Origin of the sequence: Gryllotalpicola daejeonensis (assembly GCF_039538145.1) — a bacterium.
In the GTDB taxonomy this organism is placed as follows: domain Bacteria; phylum Actinomycetota; class Actinomycetes; order Actinomycetales; family Microbacteriaceae; genus Gryllotalpicola; species Gryllotalpicola daejeonensis.
Map to the genome: position 1 here is coordinate 741,812 of NZ_BAABBV010000001.1, position 17,262 is coordinate 759,073.

10 protein-coding genes are annotated in these 17,262 nt (G+C 69.2%); 4 read left to right on the forward strand and 6 right to left on the reverse strand.

The features are described 5' to 3' along the window. The 3 genes from arr to mnmA are packed head-to-tail and all read right to left on the reverse strand — an operon-like array spanning position 1 to position 3,921. Entirely contained in the window at positions 1–411 is a 411-nt protein-coding gene (arr, locus tag ABD736_RS03775) for an NAD(+)--rifampin ADP-ribosyltransferase (protein WP_344790397.1), read from the reverse strand. Then, positions 408–2,765, reverse strand: a complete 2,358-nt coding sequence (gene ligA, locus ABD736_RS03780; protein ID WP_344790398.1) for an NAD-dependent DNA ligase LigA — start codon at positions 2,763–2,765, stop codon at positions 408–410. The genes arr and ligA overlap by 4 nt, the downstream gene beginning before the upstream one ends. A gap of 49 nt (positions 2,766–2,814) precedes the next feature. Then, complete coding sequence (mnmA, locus tag ABD736_RS03785; protein WP_344790399.1) at positions 2,815–3,921, reverse strand: tRNA 2-thiouridine(34) synthase MnmA; 1,107 nt, start codon at positions 3,919–3,921, stop codon at positions 2,815–2,817. A gap of 58 nt (positions 3,922–3,979) precedes the next feature. Here mnmA and ABD736_RS03790 point away from each other — a divergent pair, with 58 nt between their 5' ends. Further along, positions 3,980–4,507: an EXPERA domain-containing protein gene (locus ABD736_RS03790; protein ID WP_344790401.1), complete on the forward strand. Its 528-nt coding sequence runs from the start codon at positions 3,980–3,982 to the stop codon at positions 4,505–4,507. On the opposite strand, the gene ABD736_RS03795 is transcribed toward ABD736_RS03790, so the two are convergent. After that, complete coding sequence (locus ABD736_RS03795; RefSeq protein ID WP_344790402.1) at positions 4,491–5,663, reverse strand: cysteine desulfurase family protein; 1,173 nt, start codon at positions 5,661–5,663, stop codon at positions 4,491–4,493. The two genes, ABD736_RS03790 and ABD736_RS03795, sit on opposite strands and share 17 nt — an antisense overlap. Before the next feature lie 19 nt (positions 5,664–5,682). On the opposite strand from ABD736_RS03795, the gene glgX reads away from it, so the two are divergent. Further along, positions 5,683–7,743, forward strand: a complete 2,061-nt coding sequence (glgX, locus tag ABD736_RS03800; RefSeq protein ID WP_344790403.1) for a glycogen debranching protein GlgX — start codon at positions 5,683–5,685, stop codon at positions 7,741–7,743. Between the two features lie 11 nt (positions 7,744–7,754). Here glgX and glgP read toward each other — a convergent pair whose 3' ends face one another. Continuing rightward, positions 7,755–10,322 carry an alpha-glucan family phosphorylase gene (gene glgP, locus ABD736_RS03805; protein ID WP_344790404.1) on the reverse strand — a complete coding sequence of 856 codons (2,568 nt, stop codon included), beginning with the start codon at positions 10,320–10,322 and terminating at the stop codon, positions 7,755–7,757. A 14-nt stretch (positions 10,323–10,336) separates the two neighbouring features. After that, a complete protein-coding gene (locus ABD736_RS03810; RefSeq protein WP_344792202.1) occupies positions 10,337–12,745 on the reverse strand; it encodes a glycogen/starch/alpha-glucan phosphorylase in 2,409 nt (802 codons plus the stop codon). A gap of 227 nt (positions 12,746–12,972) precedes the next feature. Here ABD736_RS03810 and ABD736_RS03815 point away from each other — a divergent pair, with 227 nt between their 5' ends. Continuing rightward, positions 12,973–14,991, forward strand: coding sequence for an alpha-1,4-glucan--maltose-1-phosphate maltosyltransferase (locus tag ABD736_RS03815; protein WP_425554986.1), 2,019 nt, complete (start codon positions 12,973–12,975; stop codon positions 14,989–14,991). Then, positions 14,991–17,195, forward strand: coding sequence for a 1,4-alpha-glucan branching protein GlgB (gene glgB / locus ABD736_RS03820; RefSeq protein WP_344790405.1), 2,205 nt, complete (start codon positions 14,991–14,993; stop codon positions 17,193–17,195). The genes ABD736_RS03815 and glgB overlap by 1 nt, the downstream gene beginning before the upstream one ends. Positions 17,196–17,262: the final 67 nt, after the last annotated feature.

Below are 17,262 nucleotides of genomic sequence, written 5' to 3' on the forward strand. Positions count from 1 at the left end.
TCAGTTGATGATCTCGCCGCGCTCGTCCGCGGCCAGCGCGGCAAGCCGGTCGTGCCATTCCTTGAGCGCCTCGGGCGTCAGCCGGGTCCAGTCGTCGACCTCGCCGACGATCCGGATCGGGTCGGCGCTGCGGTAGGAGCGCGTCGGATTACCGGGGAACTTCTTGTCCGTCACGTTCGGGTCGTTCTCGAACGGTCCGGTCGGCTCCACCACGTAGACGCGCGGCTCTCCCTCGCCTGCGGCGAGCTCAGCCGCGAGACCCGCACCATCGCGAAGTGCCGTGAAGTAGATGTGGTTCATGACAACCTCGGGCCGATAGTTCGAGCGGAAGCCGGCCGTCAGCAGATCGCCCACCTGGAGGTCGGCCTTCGTGCCGTGATAGAACGGCCCTTCGTCGAGCACGTCGGTCACTGCTGCTTCAGCCCCTCTGGGCCCTGGGTGACGAGGATCGCGAACTGCGCGGCATCCAGAATCGGGATGCCCAGCTCTTCGGCCTTCGCGAGCTTCGAGCCGGCACCGGGCCCGGCGGCCACATAGTCCGTCTTCTTCGACACGCTCGAGGCGGCCTTGCCGCCGGCGGCGATGATCGCCTCGTTCGCGCCGTCGCGCGAGAACCCCTCGAGCGACCCCGTGGCGACGACCGTGAGGCCAGACAGCACTCCCCCGGTCTCGACGGCCGCTCCCGGCCCCGGGTGCCCCGGGATCTCGAACCGAACCCCCGCCGCGGCCCACCGCTCGACGATCTCGCGGTGCCAGTCCACGGCGAACCAGTCGGTGAGCGACTGGGCGATGATCGGCCCGACGCCCTCGACCTCGGCGAGCTGCTCGAGCGAGGCGGAGCGAATCGCGTCGAGCGACCCGAAGTACCCCGCGAGCGCCCGCGCCGCCACAGGCCCGACATTGCGGATGTTCAGCGCCACGAGCATGCGCCACAGATCTTTGGTCTTGGCCTTCTCGAGCTCGTCCACGAGTTCGTGCGCGGCCTTCGACGGCACCGCGAGCGCATCGCCGTCGAAGACGTCTGACTCGGGGTCGAACGGCTTGTCGGCATCGCGCCCGGTCAGTTTCCGGCGCCGCTGGAACGGCGTGCGGTAGTCGTAGCTGCCGTCTTCGCGCACCCGCGGCTCACCGGTCTCGACGTCGCGCACGAGCACCCGTACCGGGAACAGGTCGGCGACCGTCACGTCGAACAGCCCGGCCTCCGTCGCGAGCAGCGCCGACTGCCCGTCGGCCGCCTCAGTCAGCGCGGCGGCGCCCACCTCGCCGAGGCCCTCGATGTCGAGCGCCCCGCGTGAGCCGATGTGCTCGACGCGCCCGCGCACCTGCGCCGGGCACGACCTGGCGTTCGGGCAGCGCAGGTCGATGTCGCCCTCGCGCGCGGGCGCCAGCGGCGTTCCGCACTCCGGGCATCGCTCGGGCATCACGAACTCGCGTTCGCTGCCGTCGCGTTTCTCGACCACGGGTCCGAGCACCTCGGGGATCACGTCGCCGGCCTTGCGCAGCACGACGGTGTCGCCGATCAGCACACCCTTCGCCTTCACGACGTCTTGGTTGTGCAGCGTCGCCTGCCGCACGACCGACCCGGCGACGTGCGCCGGCTCCATCACGGCGAACGGCGTCGCGCGCCCCGTGCGACCGACCGACACGACGATGTCGAGCAGCTTCGTCTGCACTTCCTCCGGCGGGTACTTGAAGGCGATCGCCCAGCGCGGCGCGCGGCTCGTGGCGCCCATCTCGTCGTGCAGCGCCAGCTCATCGACCTTCACGACGATGCCGTCAAGCTCGTGCAGCACCGAATGCCGCTCTGCGCCGTATTTCTCGACGAAGCCCGTCACGCCGTCGATCGACGGGAAGACCTTGTAGTACGGGCTCGTCGGCAGCCCCCACGCCTTGAGCAGGTCGTAGACCTCGCTCTGCGACGCGACCGGCGGGTCAGGCCACGCCCCGATGCCGTGCACGAAGAGCTGGAGGGATTCGATGCGGGCGATGGATGCCTCGCGCTCGAGCGCCGTCTTCTTCTTGTCGAGCTGCTGCCTGAGCCCACCACTGGCCGCGTTGCGCGGGTTGGCGAACGCCGGAAACATCCGCCCGGCCGTGCCCTTCGCCTTCTCTTCGTCGAACGCGCGCTTGTCACCCCAGCGCGCCTCGTGCTGCGCGCGCTTCTCGGCGACATACCGCTCGCGGAACTCGCCCTGCAGCTCGTTGAGCCGCTCGAACGCCGCGACCGGGATGAACACCTCGCCGCGCACCTCGACGAGCGGTGGGTGCCCGGACCCCGTGAGCCTCTCGGGGATGTCGGCGAGCTTCAGCGCGTTCTCGGTCACGATCTCGCCGATGCGCCCGTCGCCGCGGGTGGCGGCAGACGTCAGCACCCCGTTCTCGTAGCGCAGGCTGATCGCGAGCCCGTCGATCTTGAGCTCGGTGAGCCACTCGACCTTCCTGCCGGCGAGCTCTTGCGCCTTCGCGCACCAGTCGCGCAGCTCGTCGAGCGAGAACACGTTGTCGAGGCTGAGCATGCGCTCGGCGTGCTCGATCGTGTCGAGACCGGTCTCTTCGGCAGCACCGACCGTCTGCGTCGGCGAGTCCTGCTTGGCGAGCTCGGGAAACAGCCGCTCGAGCTCTTCCAGCCGGTGCATCCACGAGTCGTAGGTCGCGTCGTCGACCAGCGACGCGTCTTCGCCGTAGTACGCCTCACGCGCCGCATTGATGCGATCGGTCAGCTCGTCGACCTCGGCCTGCGCCTGCTGCTGCGTCAGTTCTGCCACGGGATCAGGCTAGCGAGCACCGCCGACATCGGCAGGGCGGTTGACGGGCTCAGACGTCGGCGGGAACGGCGCTCACCGTGCGGTCGATCGTCGTCTGCCCGAGCACCCGCGTGCCGACGTAGACGACCGCCGTCTGGCCGGGCGCGACGCCGTTGATCGGCGCGTTCGGCGTGATCACGAGCTCGCCGTCGCGCACGACGGCGACGGCGGGCACCGGGTCGGCGTGCGCGCGGATCTGCACCTCGCACTCGAAGGGGTCCGAGGGATGCTGCGGCGGCAGCCCCGCCCACGTGAAGCGCGACCCCGCGAGCTCGGCGATGTCGAGCGCCTCCTTCGGGCCGACGACAACCTCATTGGTCTGCGGCTTGACCTCGAGCACGAAGCGCGGGCGGCCGTCGGGCGCGGGCACCGTCAGGTTCAAACCGCGGCGCTGGCCGACCGTGTAGCCCTGCGCTCCGCCGTGCGTACCGACGACCGCGCCTGAGCGGTCGACGATCGCGCCGTTCGAGATGCCGACGTGCTCGGCGAGCCACCCGCGGGTGTCGCCGTCGGGGATGAAGCAGATGTCGTAGGAGTCGGGCTTGTTCGCCGTGACGAAGCCGCGCGCCTCAGCCTCGGCGCGCACCTCGGCCTTCGACGGCGTCGCCCCGAGCGGGAACATCGCGTGAGCGAGCTGCTCAGCGGTGAGCACGCCCAGCACGTACGACTGGTCCTTCGCCCAGGCGGCGGCCCGGTGCAGCTCGCGGTTGCCCTCGGCATCCGTCACGATGGCCGCGTAGTGCCCCGTGACGACCGCGTCGAAACCGAGCGCGAGCGCCTTCTCGAGCAGCGCCGCGAACTTGATGCGCTCGTTGCAGCGCATGCACGGGTTCGGCGTGCGGCCGGCCTCGTACTCGGCGATGAAGTCGTCGACGACGTCGGCCTTGAAGCGCTCCGAGAAGTCCCAGACGTAGAACGGGATCCCGATGAGGTCGGCCACGCGGCGGGCATCCATCGCGTCTTCAATCGTGCAGCAGCCGCGCGAGCCGGTGCGCAGCGTTCCCGGCATGCGCGAGAGCGCGAGATGAACGCCGACGACGTCGTGGCCGGCGTCTTTCGCGCGCGCAGCAGCCACCGAGGAGTCGACACCACCGCTCATCGCCGCCAGAACACGCATGCCTCAAGGGTACGCGGCTGCCGCTGAACGCGCCGTGGCAGGGGTACGTTTCTGCTTCGTGAGCACCATTGCCGCGGGCGACCCGACCCGCACCACGAACCTTCCCCTGCGCGAGCGACCGATGGACATCGTGTTCCTCGTCGTCTTCAGCCTCTTCATCGTGACCTGCATCATCAGCGACTCGGTGGAGGGACTCGGCCTCGACCAGGTGCCGAACTCCCCGAACCTGCTCGTGCAGTGGAACTACACCTACTCGTCGAACTTCGACCCGCTGTACCAGTCGCACCCGCTGTGGCTGCGCTTCATCTCGGGCACCTCGGCGTTCGTCTACGTCGCGTTCTATGTCGTGCTGATCATCGCGATCGTGCGCCGCTGGAACTGGATCCAGCTGCCGAGCGTCATCTACGCGACGATGATCATCTCGCTGACCGGTATCCCGATCTTCGGCGTCGAGTTCTTCGGGCCCGAGGGGCAGCGCACGCCGCACCCGCTGATCTTCCTGCTCTACAACGGCCCGTACGTGCTCTTCCCCCTGCTGCTGCTCATCCGCATGCGGAAGCCGCTGCCGTTCACCCGGAAGTGGTGAACCCGGCCTTCGCGGCGCGCGCGTAGGCGTCGGGCAGCGCCGCCAGGAACGCATCGACGTCGGCCTGCGTCGTCGTTCTGCCTAGGGTGATGCGCAAGGCAGAGGATGCCTCGGCCGTAGCGCGCCCCATGGCGAGCACGACGTGCGACGGCTCGGGAATGCCCGCCTGGCACGCCGACCCGGTCGAGACCGCGACCCCCGCGGCATCCAGCAGGAACAGCAGCGAGTCGCCCTGCGCCCCGGGGAACGTGAAGTGCGCGTTCGACGCGACGCGGGCGTCGCCCTCCGGCCCCGACAGCCGAGCAGCCGGCACGGCAGCGCGCACCCCCGCGATCAGGCGGTCGCGCAGCGCGGTGAGCCGCTCCCGCTCGGCGTCGAGTGAGGCGACGGCAGCCCGAGCCGCCACCGCGAACGACACCGCGGCAGCCACATCCTGCGTGCCCGAGCGCACGTTGCGCTGCTGACCGCCGCCGTGCACGGTCGGCACGACGCTGGCCCGGCGCGACAGCACGAGCGCGCCGATGCCGACCGGCCCCCCGATCTTGTGCGCGGACACGGAGAGCGACGCGATGCCGAGCTCGCGGAACGAGATCGGCACGTGGCCGTAGGCGGCCACCGCATCGAGATGGAGAGGGACCGAAGCGGATGCCGCGGCCGAGGCGAGCGCAGCGACGGGCTCGATCGTCCCGACCTCGTTGTTGGCCCAGAGCGCGGTGGCGACCGCGACGTCGTCGCCGCGAAGGGCTTCGGCCCAGGCATCCGTCTGAATGAATCCCTGCTCATCCAACGGAACCCACGACGCCTGCGCGCCCTCGTGCGCGACCAGCCACTCGATCGTGTCGATGGTCGCGTGGTGCTCGCCCTCGGGCGAGACGATGCGGCGGCGTTCGTCGGATGCCGCGCGCGCGGCCCAGAACCCGCCCTTGAGCGCGAGGTTGATCGCCTCGGTGCCGCCCGACGTGAAGACGACTTCGATGGGGTCGCAGCCGAGCGACTCGGCGACCGCTTCGCGCGACTCCTCGAGCAGCCGGCGCGCGTTCTGGCCGGCCGAGTGGATCGACGACGGATTGCCGACTTCGCTCATCGCCCGCGCATATGCGTCGATGGCCTCAGGGAGCATCGGCGTCGTCGCGGCGTGGTCCAGGTAGACGCCCACGCTCACTACTGTAGACACCATGCTCGAGACGGCCGCGGCGACCCCCCTGGGCGTGACCCAAGGCGACGCCGGCGGCACCCTCGCGGTCTGGAGCGCCAACGCCTCGAAGATCGATCTCGTCATCTTCGACCGCAAAGACCCCGACTGGGTCGTCGAGACCGTGCCGCTCACGCGCGGCGACCACGACGTGTGGTCGGGCGCCTCCGAGCGGCTGGTCCCCGACACGCGCTATGCGATCCGCGTCGACGGCCCGCAGGCGCCGCGCAACGCCTTCGACCCGACGACGAACCTCATCGAGCCCTACGCGAAGGGCGTCACGCAGCTGCGCGCCGACCAGTGGCGGGCTGTGGTCGTCGACCGCGGCTTCGACTGGGGCACCTCGCGCAAGCCCGGCCACGGGCTCGACAAGACCGTCGTGTACGAGACCCACGTGCGCGGCTTCTCGAAGCTCAACCCCGCGGTTCCCGAAGAGCTGCGCGGCACCTACGCCGGGCTGGCTCACCCCGCCTCGATCGAGTACCTCACGAGCCTCGGCGTGACCGCGGTCGAGCTGCTGCCGGTGCACTACTTCGCCTCGGAGCCGCGGCTGCTGCGCCAGGGGCTCTCGAACTACTGGGGCTACAACACCGTCAACTTCTTCTCGCCGCACTCGCCCTATGCGACGAAGTCCGCGCAGAAGCAGGGTCCTGGCGCCGTGCTGCGCGAGTTCAAGGGCATGGTCAAGCTGCTGCACGACGCCGGCCTCGAAGTGCTGCTCGACGTGGTCTACAACCACACCGCAGAGCTCGGCCTCGGCGGCCCGCGCACGAGCTTCCGCGGCATCGACAACTCCAGCTACTACCGCCAGCTCGACGACGGCACCTACTACGACGTCACCGGGTGCGGCAATACGGTCGACTTCGGCCAGTCCGCCGCGCGTGAGCTCGTGCGCGACTCGATCCGCTACTGGGCGAACGAGTGCCAGGTCGACGGCTTCCGCTTCGATCTCGCGGCGACCCTCGGCCGCGACCAGACGGGGGCGTTCACGCGCGACCACCCCTTGCTCGCCGGCCTCGCCGACGACGAGCAGCTGCAGGGCGTGAAGCTGATCGCCGAGCCGTGGGACGTCGGGCTCGGCGGCTGGCAGACCGGCAACTTCCCCGATGGCTGGAGCGAGTGGAACGACCGCTACCGCGACCGAGTGCGCCAGTTCTGGCTGCGTGACATCGCGGATGCCCGCGCCCACGGCTCTGCGTCGACGGGCATCGGCGGCCTCGCCACGCGTCTTGCCGGGTCGTCGAACACCTTCAGCAGCGAGCGCGGCCCGCTGGCATCCGTCAACTTCGTCACCGCCCACGACGGGTTCACGCTCGCCGACCTCGTCTCGTACGACGTCAAGCACAACTTCGGCAACGGCGAGTTCAATCGCGACGGCTCAGACAACAACCGGTCGTTCAACCACGGCGCAGAGGGGCCGACCGATGACGAGGGCATCCTCGCCACGCGGCGCACCGCCATGCGCAATCTGCTCGGCACGCTGCTGCTGTCGGCCGGTGTGCCGATGCTCACCGCGGGCGACGAGTACGGGCGCAGCCAGCAGGGCAACAACAACGCCTACTGCCACGACGACGAGCTCACGTGGCTGTCGTGGGAGCGCGACGAGGATGCCGAGCGGCTGCGCGCCGTGACGGCGGAGCTCATCCGGCTGCGGCGTGAGAACCCCGCGGTGCGGCCGGTGCGCTACGCGAAGCTCGGCGAGCACGTGCCGCAGTCGAGCCAGATGGACTGGTACGACGCGGGCGGCAACACGATGGACCTCGCCGACTGGCAGGACCCCTCCGCGCGCACGCTGCAGTACATCGCGGCCTCGACGCCCGAATTCGAGGACTTCAATCGGATTCTGCTGATCGTGCACGGCACGGAGTCCGAGATCCAGGTGACGCTGCCCGCGCACGAAGGTGTCGACGGCTACGAGTTCGTGTGGGATTCGAGCGACGAGGTGCCGAAGACCGAGACGCAGACGTTCCGGCCCGGCGACACGGTCACCGTGCGCCCCGCGTCGCTGCAGCTCTTCCGCTGCAGCGGGCACGACTTCGCCTGAGCCTGTTCGCGCTAACCGGCCACCGCGACGAGCCCCAGCTCGGCGGGCGACGCCAGGAGGTCGCTCTTCGGCAGCACGCGCACCGTGTAGCCGAACGACCCCGCGCGGTCGAGCACGACGCTGCCGATGAACGCCGTCGTGCCGGCGCCGTCCTGCCCGGCGACGGCCGGGTCGACGGTGAGCTCCTGGCTGCGCAGCTCGGTCAGCTCGTCGCCGGCACCCGGCTCGCTGTGGCCGTAGACGACCTCGACCCGAACGTCGGCGGGAGTCAGCGGACCCAGCGCCACGTGGGCGCGCACGTGCAGCTCGTCATTGACCTGAGGAACCGCGTCCAGGCCGCCGGACTCGACGTGGGCGACGGCGACCTGCGGCCAGGCGTCGGCGACCTTCTTCTTCCACGCGGACAGCGTGCGCGCGGCACCGAAGCCGTTGGCGGTGAGCCTGACCGCGAGGTGGTGAGCCGGCGTGTACAGCTCCTGCACGTACTGCCTGACCATCCGGTCGGCGGAGAGCTCGGGCGAGAGCGTCGCGAGCGCGTAGCGCACGTGGCTGATCCACTGGCTCGGCACGCCGTCGGCGCCCCTGTCGTAGAACATCGGCGCGATCTGGTGCTCGATCAGGTCGTAGAGCGCGCTCGCCTCGAGGGCGTCCCGCTCGGCGGCATCCCCCGCTGAGTCGGCGGACGGAATCGCCCAGCCGTTCTTGCCGTCGTAGTACTCGTCCCACCATCCGTCGAGAATCGACAGGTTGAGCGAGCCGTTGAGCGCCGCCTTCATGCCGCTCGTGCCGCACGCCTCCATGGGGCGCAGGGGGTTGTTCAGCCACACGTCGGTGCCGGGGTACAGCGACTGCGCCATCGTGATGTCGTAGTTCGGCAGGAACACGATGCGGCCGCGGATCTCCGGCTGCTCAGAGAACTCGTAGAGCTCCTGGATGAGGTGCTTGCCCTCATCGTCGGCCGGGTGCGCCTTCCCGGCGACGATGATCTGCACCGGTCGTTCGGAGTCCGTGAGGATCGAGGTCAGCCGGGCCCGGTCGTGCAGCATCAGCGTCAGGCGCTTGTAGGTCGCTCCACGGCGAGCGAAGCCGATCGTCAGCGTGTTGGCATCGAGCACCTGTGCGGTCCACGCGGGGGCGATTCCGCCGGTGACCTCGTGTGCAGCCCGCACGCGGCGCCGCGCGTCGGCGACAGTCGCGGCGCGCATCTCGTTGCGCGCCGCCCACAGCTGGGCATCCGTCACCTGGTCGCTCTGCCAGTCGACGCGCGTGGTGTCTCCCGTGCCGAACTGCGCCTCGGCCAGCGCGACGAGCGTCGAGTCGACCCACGTCGGCGCGTGCACGCCGTTCGTGATGGAGGTGATCGGCACCTCGTCTGCGTCGAATCCGGGCCACAGCGGGCGGAACATGCTGCGCGACACACGGCCGTGCAACTTTGCGACGCCGTTCGCGTGCTGGCCGAGTCGCAGCCCCAGCACCGCCATGTTGAACACGCTGTCGGGGCCGCCCATCTGCGACTCGAGCCCGAGGCCGAGCACCTGGTCGAGGGTGACGCCGGGTAGCAGGTCGGCCGTCGCGAAGTAGCGCTCGATGAGGGGTCGCTCGAAGCGGTCGATGCCGGCGGGCACCGGCGTGTGCGTGGTGAACACCGTGCCGGCGCGGACCACCTGCAGCGCCTCGTCGAAACTCAGGCCGTCGGCGATCAGGTTCGAGATGCGCTCGAGGCCCTGGAACCCCGAGTGGCCCTCGTTGGTGTGGAACACCGTCGGCGGGGTGAGGCCGAGCAGCTCGACGGCGAGATCGATCGCGCGCACTCCCCCGACTCCGAGCAGCAGCTCCTGCAGCAGGCGGTGCTCACCGCCACCGCCGTAGAGCCGGTCGGTCACCGACCGCAGGTCCTCGTCGTTCTCGCGGATGTTGGTGTCGAGCATCAGCAGCTTCACGCGCCCGACTTCGGCGACCCAGATGCGCGCCGAGAGAGAGCGGCCGTCCGGCAGAGCGAGCGAGACGCGGGCGGCCATCCCGTCAGGGTGGCGCAGCACCGAGAGCGGCAGGCCGTCCGGGTCGAGGACCGGGTATGCCTCCTGCTGCCACCCCTCGCCGGAGATCGACTGGCGGAAGTAGCCGGACCGATAGAACAGGCCGACGCCGATGATCGGGATGCCGAGATCGGATGCCGCCTTCAGATGGTCGCCCGCCAGGATGCCGAGGCCGCCCGAGTACTGCGGCAGTGCGGCCGCGACCCCGAACTCTGCCGAGAAGTAGGCGATCGACGCGGGCGCGCCCTCGAGGCTCTGATACCAGCGCGGCTCGGCGATGTAGCGCCGCAGCTCGTCGCGCAGCTCGTTCGCGCGCTGCACGAAGGATGCGTCGGCCGCCAGCTCCTCAAGGCGCGCCGGCTCCACAGCGCCGAGCAGCTGGATCGGGTCGTGGCTCGCGTGCCATGCGGGCTCGGAGATCGACCGGAACAGCCGCTGCGTCGGCCGATGCCACGACCAGCGCAGGTTGAGAGCGAGCTCCTCCAGCGCAGAGAGCGCTTCGGGAATGACGGCACGGACGGTGAATCTGCGGATGGCCTTCACGGTCGCCAGGCTACCTAGCGCAAGGGCTGCGTGTGCCAGATGCGGGCGATGTACTCGCGCATCGAGCGGTCAGACGAGAAGAAGCCCGACCGTGCCACGTTCAGCACGGCTGAACGGGCCCAGGCATCCTGATCTGCGTAGTACGCGTCGACACGGGCCTGCGCCTCGACGTACGAGCGGAAGTCGGCGAGCGCCATGAACCGATCGTCGTAGAGCAGGTTCGACACGAGCGGCTCGAACACCGTGCGGTCGCCGCCCGAGAAGTGGCCTGAGGCGATCAGGTCGAGCGTCGCCTTGAGCTGCGGGTCGCCCTCGTAGTACTCGTGCGAGCGGTAGCCGGCCGTCTGCACCTCCGCGACCTCCGGCTCGGTGAGCCCGAACAGGAAGAAGTGCTCGTCGCCGACGAGCTGCCGGATCTCGACGTTGGCGCCGTCGTCGGTGCCGATCGTGAGCGCGCCGTTGAGCGCGAACTTCATGTTGCCCGTGCCCGACGCCTCCTTGCCGGCCAGCGAGATCTGCTCGGAGAGGTCGGCCGCCGGAATCAGCGTCTCTGCGAGCGTCACGTTGTAGTTGGCCGGGAAGACGACTTTGAGCACGTCCTTCACGAGCGGGTCCGCGTTGATCACGGCGGCCACCGAGTTGATCAGGTGGATCGTCTCCTTTGCGATCCGATAGCCGGGTGCCGCCTTCGCCCCGAACACGAAGGTGCGTGGCGTGACCTGCGACGGGTCGACCTTGCCCGAGATGATCTGCTCGTAGCTGCTGACGATGTGCAGCAGCTTGAGGCTCTGGCGCTTGTACTCATGCAGGCGCTTCACCATCACGTCGAGCAGGTGGTCATCGGGCAAGGCGACCTGGTCGCGGGCCCGCAGCAACCGGTACAGGCGCGTCTTGTTCGCCTCTTTGATGCGCACGAACGCGGCCCGGAACTCGGCATCCTCCGCATACGGCTCGAGCTCGGCGAGCCGCTCGAGATCGGTCAGCCAGCCGGTGCCGAGCGTCTCGGTGATGAGCTGCGAGAGGCCGGGGTTCGCGAGCCGCATGAAGCGCCGCGGCGTCACGCCGTTCGTGACGTTCGTGAACTTCTCCGGCCAGTACTCCGAGAAGTCGTGCAGCACCTTGTCGCGCAGCAGCTGCGAGTGCAGCTCGGCGACACCGTTCACCTTCGCGCCGGCGACGGTCGCGAGGTAGGCCATGCGCACCGCCCGCTCGGGGTACTCGGCGATGATCGACATGCGGCGAGCGCGCATCTCGTCATCGGGGAACGCCGCGCGCACCTCGGCGAGGAACTCGTCGTTGATGCGGTAGATGATCTCGAGGTGCCGCGGCAGCAGCCGGCCGAGCAGCTCGGTCGGCCACACCTCGAGCGCCTCCGGCAGCAGGGTGTGGCAGGTGTAGGCGAAGCATTTCTTCGTGATCTCCCACGCGGCATCCCACTCGAGTTTCTCGATATCGACGAGGACGCGCATCAGCTCGGGCACCGCGATAACGGGGTGCGTGTCATTGAGCTGGAAGATCACCCGTTCGGGCAGCGTCGTGACGTCGCCGTCGAGGATGAACCGGTCGATGAAGTCGCGGATCGAGCAGGCGACGAAGAAGTACTGCTGCTGCAGCCGCAGCTCCTTGCCCTGGGGCGTCGAGTCCTCCGGGTAGAGCACCTTGGTGATGTTCTCGGCGAAGGTCTGCGCCCGCACGGCCTCTGCGTAGTCGCCGCTGTTGAACGTCGGCAGGTCGAAGGCGTTGGTGGCCTGGGCGCTCCACAGCCGCAGCGTGTTGACCTGGCCGTTCTGATAGCCCGGCACCATGTAGTTGAACGGCATGCCGAGCACGTTCCAGCCGGGGACCCACCGCGTGCGCTCGACGCCGTCGGTGTCGACATACGTCTCGGTGTGGCCGCCGAAGTCGACCTGCACGGCGTGCTCGGGGTGCGGGAACTCCCACGGGCTGCCGAGAGTCAGCCAGGTGTCCGGCTGCTCCACCTGACGGCCGTCGACGAACGTCTGCCGGAAGATGCCGTATTCGTAGCGGATGCCGTAGCCGATGCACGGCACCCCCATCGTCGCCAGCGAGTCGATGAAGCAGGCGGCGAGCCGGCCGAGGCCGCCGTTGCCGAGCCCCGGCTCGACCTCCTGTGCGCGCAGAGTGGCGATGTCGATGCCGCATTCGGCGAGCGCCTTCTCGGCGATCTCCTCAAGGTCGGTTGCCAGCAGCGCGTTGCCGAGCTGGCGCCCCAGCAGGAACTCGGCCGACAGATAACCGACCATCTTGGCCTTCGTCTCGCGCACCTTCCGCGTGTTCTCGAGCCAGCGCGCCGAGAGGTAGTGGCGCACGGCGCGCGCGAGCGACAGGTACTGGTCGTTGACGGTCGAGCGCGACAGCGTGACGCCGGAGTCCGTGTTCAGCTCGCGCAGGAATTCGCGCACGAAGCCGTCGACGGAATGCGGCGGCGAGGTGACGGGCGCGAGCGCGAGCGGATGCGTCGGCTGGAAGCTCGGGCCGACACGCCTCGACTCTGTCGTCTGGGCCTCATCGGCGGTGAGTGGGGTCTCTGGCTTGGTGGCATCCAGCGCGTCGAACTCGTTCACGCTCGTACCGTATCGACGGCACGTTTCCATGGGGTATCGCCGGTGATACGCGATAGGTTCGCATCGTGGCGAACGACACGGATGCCTTCACTCCCGTCCTGGGCCGGATCCCGCTCCTCGAGCCGTCCCCCGAGGTCGACGGCGGCCTCTTCCCGGCGAAGGCGTTCGCCGGCGAGGTGGTGCCGTTCGAGGTCACCGCCTTCCGCGAGGGCCACGATCTCATCGGCGTGGACCTGCTGCTGCTCGCCCCGAACGGCGAAGAGAGCGTGCACCGCATGCACCCGCTCGGGCGCGAGTTCCCCGACCGCTGGGGAACGCTCGCGCTGCTCGAGGCCGAGGGCGAATGGCGCTTCCGCTTCCAGGCGTGGGCCGACGAGTGGGCGACCTGGCGCGCGGTGGCCGACAAGAAGATCCCCGTCGGCGTCGACGTCACGGTCACCTTCCTGGAGGGCGCCGTCCTCGCCGAGCGCGCCGCCGCCGACACCCGGCGACCCACCGGCGAGAGGCGCATGTGCGCGGACCTCGCCAAGATGCTGCGCGAAGAGGCCGCCCCCGTCGAGGCGCGCATGGCCGCGGCGTCCGAACCGCGCGTGACCCAGCTGATGACCGAGCGGCCCGTCGTGTCGCTGCAGACGCTGTCGCAGACGCGGCGGATCGTCGTCGAGCCCAGCCGCGCCGGTGTCGGCGCCTGGTACGAGTTCTTCCCGCGCTCCATCGGCGCAAAGCGGCGGCCGGACGGGACCTGGCAGTCCGGCGACTTCCGAACCGCCGCGCTGCGCCTACCCGAGGTCGCCGCGATGGGCTTCGACGTCGTCTACCTTCCGCCGATCCACCCGATCGGCCGGGCGTTCCGCAAGGGGCCGAACAACTCGCTGACGGCCGGCCCGAACGACCCCGGCTCGCCGTGGGCGATCGGCTCGGCCGAGGGCGGCCACGACGCCATCCACCCCGAGCTCGGCACCGTCGAGGACTTCCAGCACTTCCTCGGCAAGGCCGAGCTCGTCGGGCTCGAGGTGGCCCTCGACCTGGCGCTGCAGGCATCCCCCGATCACCCGTGGGTGCAGTCGCACCCGGAGTGGTTCACGACGCTGCCCGACGGAACGATCGCCTACGCAGAGAACCCGCCGAAGAAATATCAGGACATCTACCCGATCAACTTCGACAACGACTACGACGGGCTCAAGGCCGAGATCCGCCGCATCGTCGAGTACTGGATCTCTCTCGGCGTCCGCACCTTCCGCGTCGACAACCCGCACACGAAGCCGCTGCGCTTCTGGGAGTGGCTGATCCACGACGTGAACCGCGAGCACCCCGATGTCGTCTTCCTCGCCGAGGCGTTCAGCCGGCCCGCCGTCATGCAGACGCTCGCGAAGGCGGGTTTCCAGCAGTCGTACTCGTACTTCACCTGGCGCAACACGAAGCCAGAGCTCGAGGAGTTCCTGACGACCATCTCGCGCGACTGGGCGGCCTACTACCGGCCGAACCTGTTCGTGAACACGCCGGACATCCTCACGGAGTACCTGCAGTTCGGCGGCAAGCCGGCCTTCAAGATCCGCGCCGCGATCGCGGCGACGGCAGGCCCGCTGTGGGGCGTGTATTCCGGGTACGAACTCTACGAGTCGGTCGCCCGCCCGGGGGCCGAGGAGTACATCGACAACGAGAAGTACGAGTTCAAGCCGCGCGACTTCGGTCGCGCCCTCGCCTCCGGCGATTCGCTCGCCCCGTATCTGACCATGCTGAACCAGGCCCGCAAGGCGCATCCCGCCCTACGCCAGCTGCGCAACCTCACGCTGCACAGCTCGGAGGACGACGCCGTGCTGGTGTACTCCAAGCACCTCTCCCGCGAGTTCAGCCGGTCGGGCAAGTCGGACACCGTGATCGTGGTCGCGAACCTCGACCCGCACTCGGTGCGCGAGACGATCGTGCACCTCGACGTCACCGCGCTCGGCCTCGAGCCCGGCGCCGAATTCGAGGTGCGCGACCTGGTCACCGGTCAGCGCTGGAACTGGTCGGCGCGCAACTACGTCCGACTCGACTCGTTCTACGAGCCCGTGCACATCCTCCACGTGAAGGAGCCCAGCTGATGGCCAGTGTCACCCTGCCCCGCATCGCCGACGACACGCTGCAGGCACTGGCGGAGGGACGCCACCACGAGCCGCACGCGATCCTCGGCCAGCATCCGATCGCCGCGGGCAGCGTCACCGACCCGGTCACCGTGATCCGCGCCCTGCGACCGCTCGCGGAATCCGTGCACGCGGTGCTGGCTTCGGGTGCGCACGTCGAGCTCGGCCACATCGGCTTCGGAATCTGGCAGGGCGTGTCGATCACGGGGCTCAGCGACTACGTCATCGAGGCGCGGTACGCCGACGGCAGCGTCTACACCGCCGACGACCCCTACCGCTTCTCCCCCACGCTCGGCGAGGGCGACACCTGGCTGATCCAGCAGGGACGCCACGAGGAGCTCTGGAACGCGCTCGGGTCGCACGTGCGCGAGCACTGGGGGGTCGAGAAGGCGACGAAGGGCGTCGCCTTCGCCGTCTGGGCGCCGAACGCGACCGCTGTGCGGGTGGTCGGCGACTTCAACGGCTGGGACGGCACCGGCCACGCCATGCGCTCGATGGGCGGCAGCGGACTGTGGGAGCTGTTCGTTCCGGGCCTCGGTGCCGGCACGCTCTACAAGTACGACATCCGCACGCAGTCGGGCGACTGGGTGCGCAAGGCGGACCCGCTCGCGCAGTACACCGAAGTGCCGCCCGCGACGGCGTCGGTCGTCGGCGAGAGCCATTACGAGTGGAATGACGACGCCTGGCTCGAGGCCCGGCGCACGAGCCACCATGACAAGCCGATCTCGATCTACGAGCTGCACTTCGGCTCGTGGCGCCCAGGCCTGAACTACCGCGATGCGGCCGACCAGCTCATCGAGTACGTCACCTGGCTCGGCTTCACCCACGTCGAGTTCATGCCGCTGGCCGAGCACCCGTTCGCCGGCTCGTGGGGCTATCAGGTCACCGGCTATTACGCGGCGACCAGCCGCTTCGGCCACCCCGACGACCTGCGCTATCTGATCGACCGCCTGCACCAGGCCGGCATCGGCGTGATCATGGACTGGGTTCCCGGCCACTTCCCCAAGGATGACTGGGCGCTCGCCCGCTTCGACGGGCAGCCGCTCTACGAGCACGGCGACCCACGGCTCGGCGAGCAGAAGGACTGGGGCACCTACGTCTTCGACTTCGGCCGCACCGAGGTGCGCAACTTCCTCTACGCGAACGCGCTCTACTGGCTCGAGACGTTCCACGTCGACGGCTTGCGCGTCGATGCCGTCGCCTCGATGCTCTACCGCGACTACTCGCGCAATGACGGCGAGTGGGTACCGAACATCCACGGCGGCCGCGAGTACCTCGAGGCGATCGGATTCCTGCAAGAGACGACCGCGACGGCATACAAGCGCTACCCCGGCATCATGATGATCGCCGAGGAGTCCACGAGCTGGAGCGGCGTGACGCGCCCGACGAGCGACGGCGGCCTCGGTTTCGGCTTCAAGTGGAACATGGGCTGGATGCACGACTCGCTGCAGTACATCGAGCGCGATCCCGCCTACCGCTCGTACCACCACAACGAGATCACCTTCGCGATGGTCTACGCGTACTCCGAGAACTTCATCCTGCCGATCAGCCACGACGAGGTCGTGCACGGCAAGGGCTCGCTGATCGACAAGATGCCGGGCGACCACTGGCAGAAGCGTGCGAACCTGCGCGCGTTCCTCGCGTTCATGTGGGCGCATCCCGGCAAGCAGCTGCTCTTCATGGGGCAGGAGTTCGGGCAGTGGGCCGAGTGGAGCGAGGCGAAGGGTCTCGACTGGGACCTGCTCGACTACGACGACCACCACCAGATCGCGGAGCTCGTCGGTGAGCTGAACCGGGTCTATCGCGCCAACTCGGCGTTCTGGCGCTACGACACCGAGCCGCGCGGCTTCGAGTGGATCGAGGCGGGCGATGCGCAGCACAACGTGCTCGCCTTCCTGCGCTGGAGCGAGGACGGCCCGGTCGTGTGCGCGTTCAACTTCTCGGGCGCGCCGCATCACGGCTACCGACTCGGCCTTCCGTTCGCAGGCGAGTGGGACGAGATCGTGAACACGGATGCCTCAGCCTTCGGCGGCTCGGGTGTGGGAAACCTCGGCCGCATCCATGCGGAGGACCTCGCCTGGGGTGGCCGCTCGGCGAGCGCGGCGGTCAACCTTCCCCCGCTCGGCGCGATCTTCCTTCGTCCGACGCCGCAGGCGCCGGCTTGAAGAGATCCTGACGAGGACGCCGTCACCGAACCGGTCGCGGATCCGGTCGCCGACTTCTCCGAGCACC

Bases quoted from the DNA above. Each gene is read 5' to 3' on its own strand.
- mnmA (WP_344790399.1), bottom strand. From the start codon at position 3,921: ATGCGTGTTCTGGCGGCGATGAGCGGTGGTGTCGACTCCTCGGTGGCT.
- glgX (WP_344790403.1), top strand. From the start codon at position 5,683: ATGCTCGAGACGGCCGCGGCGACCCCCCTGGGCGTGACCCAAGGCGAC.
- glgB (WP_344790405.1), top strand. From the start codon at position 14,991: ATGGCCAGTGTCACCCTGCCCCGCATCGCCGACGACACGCTGCAGGCA.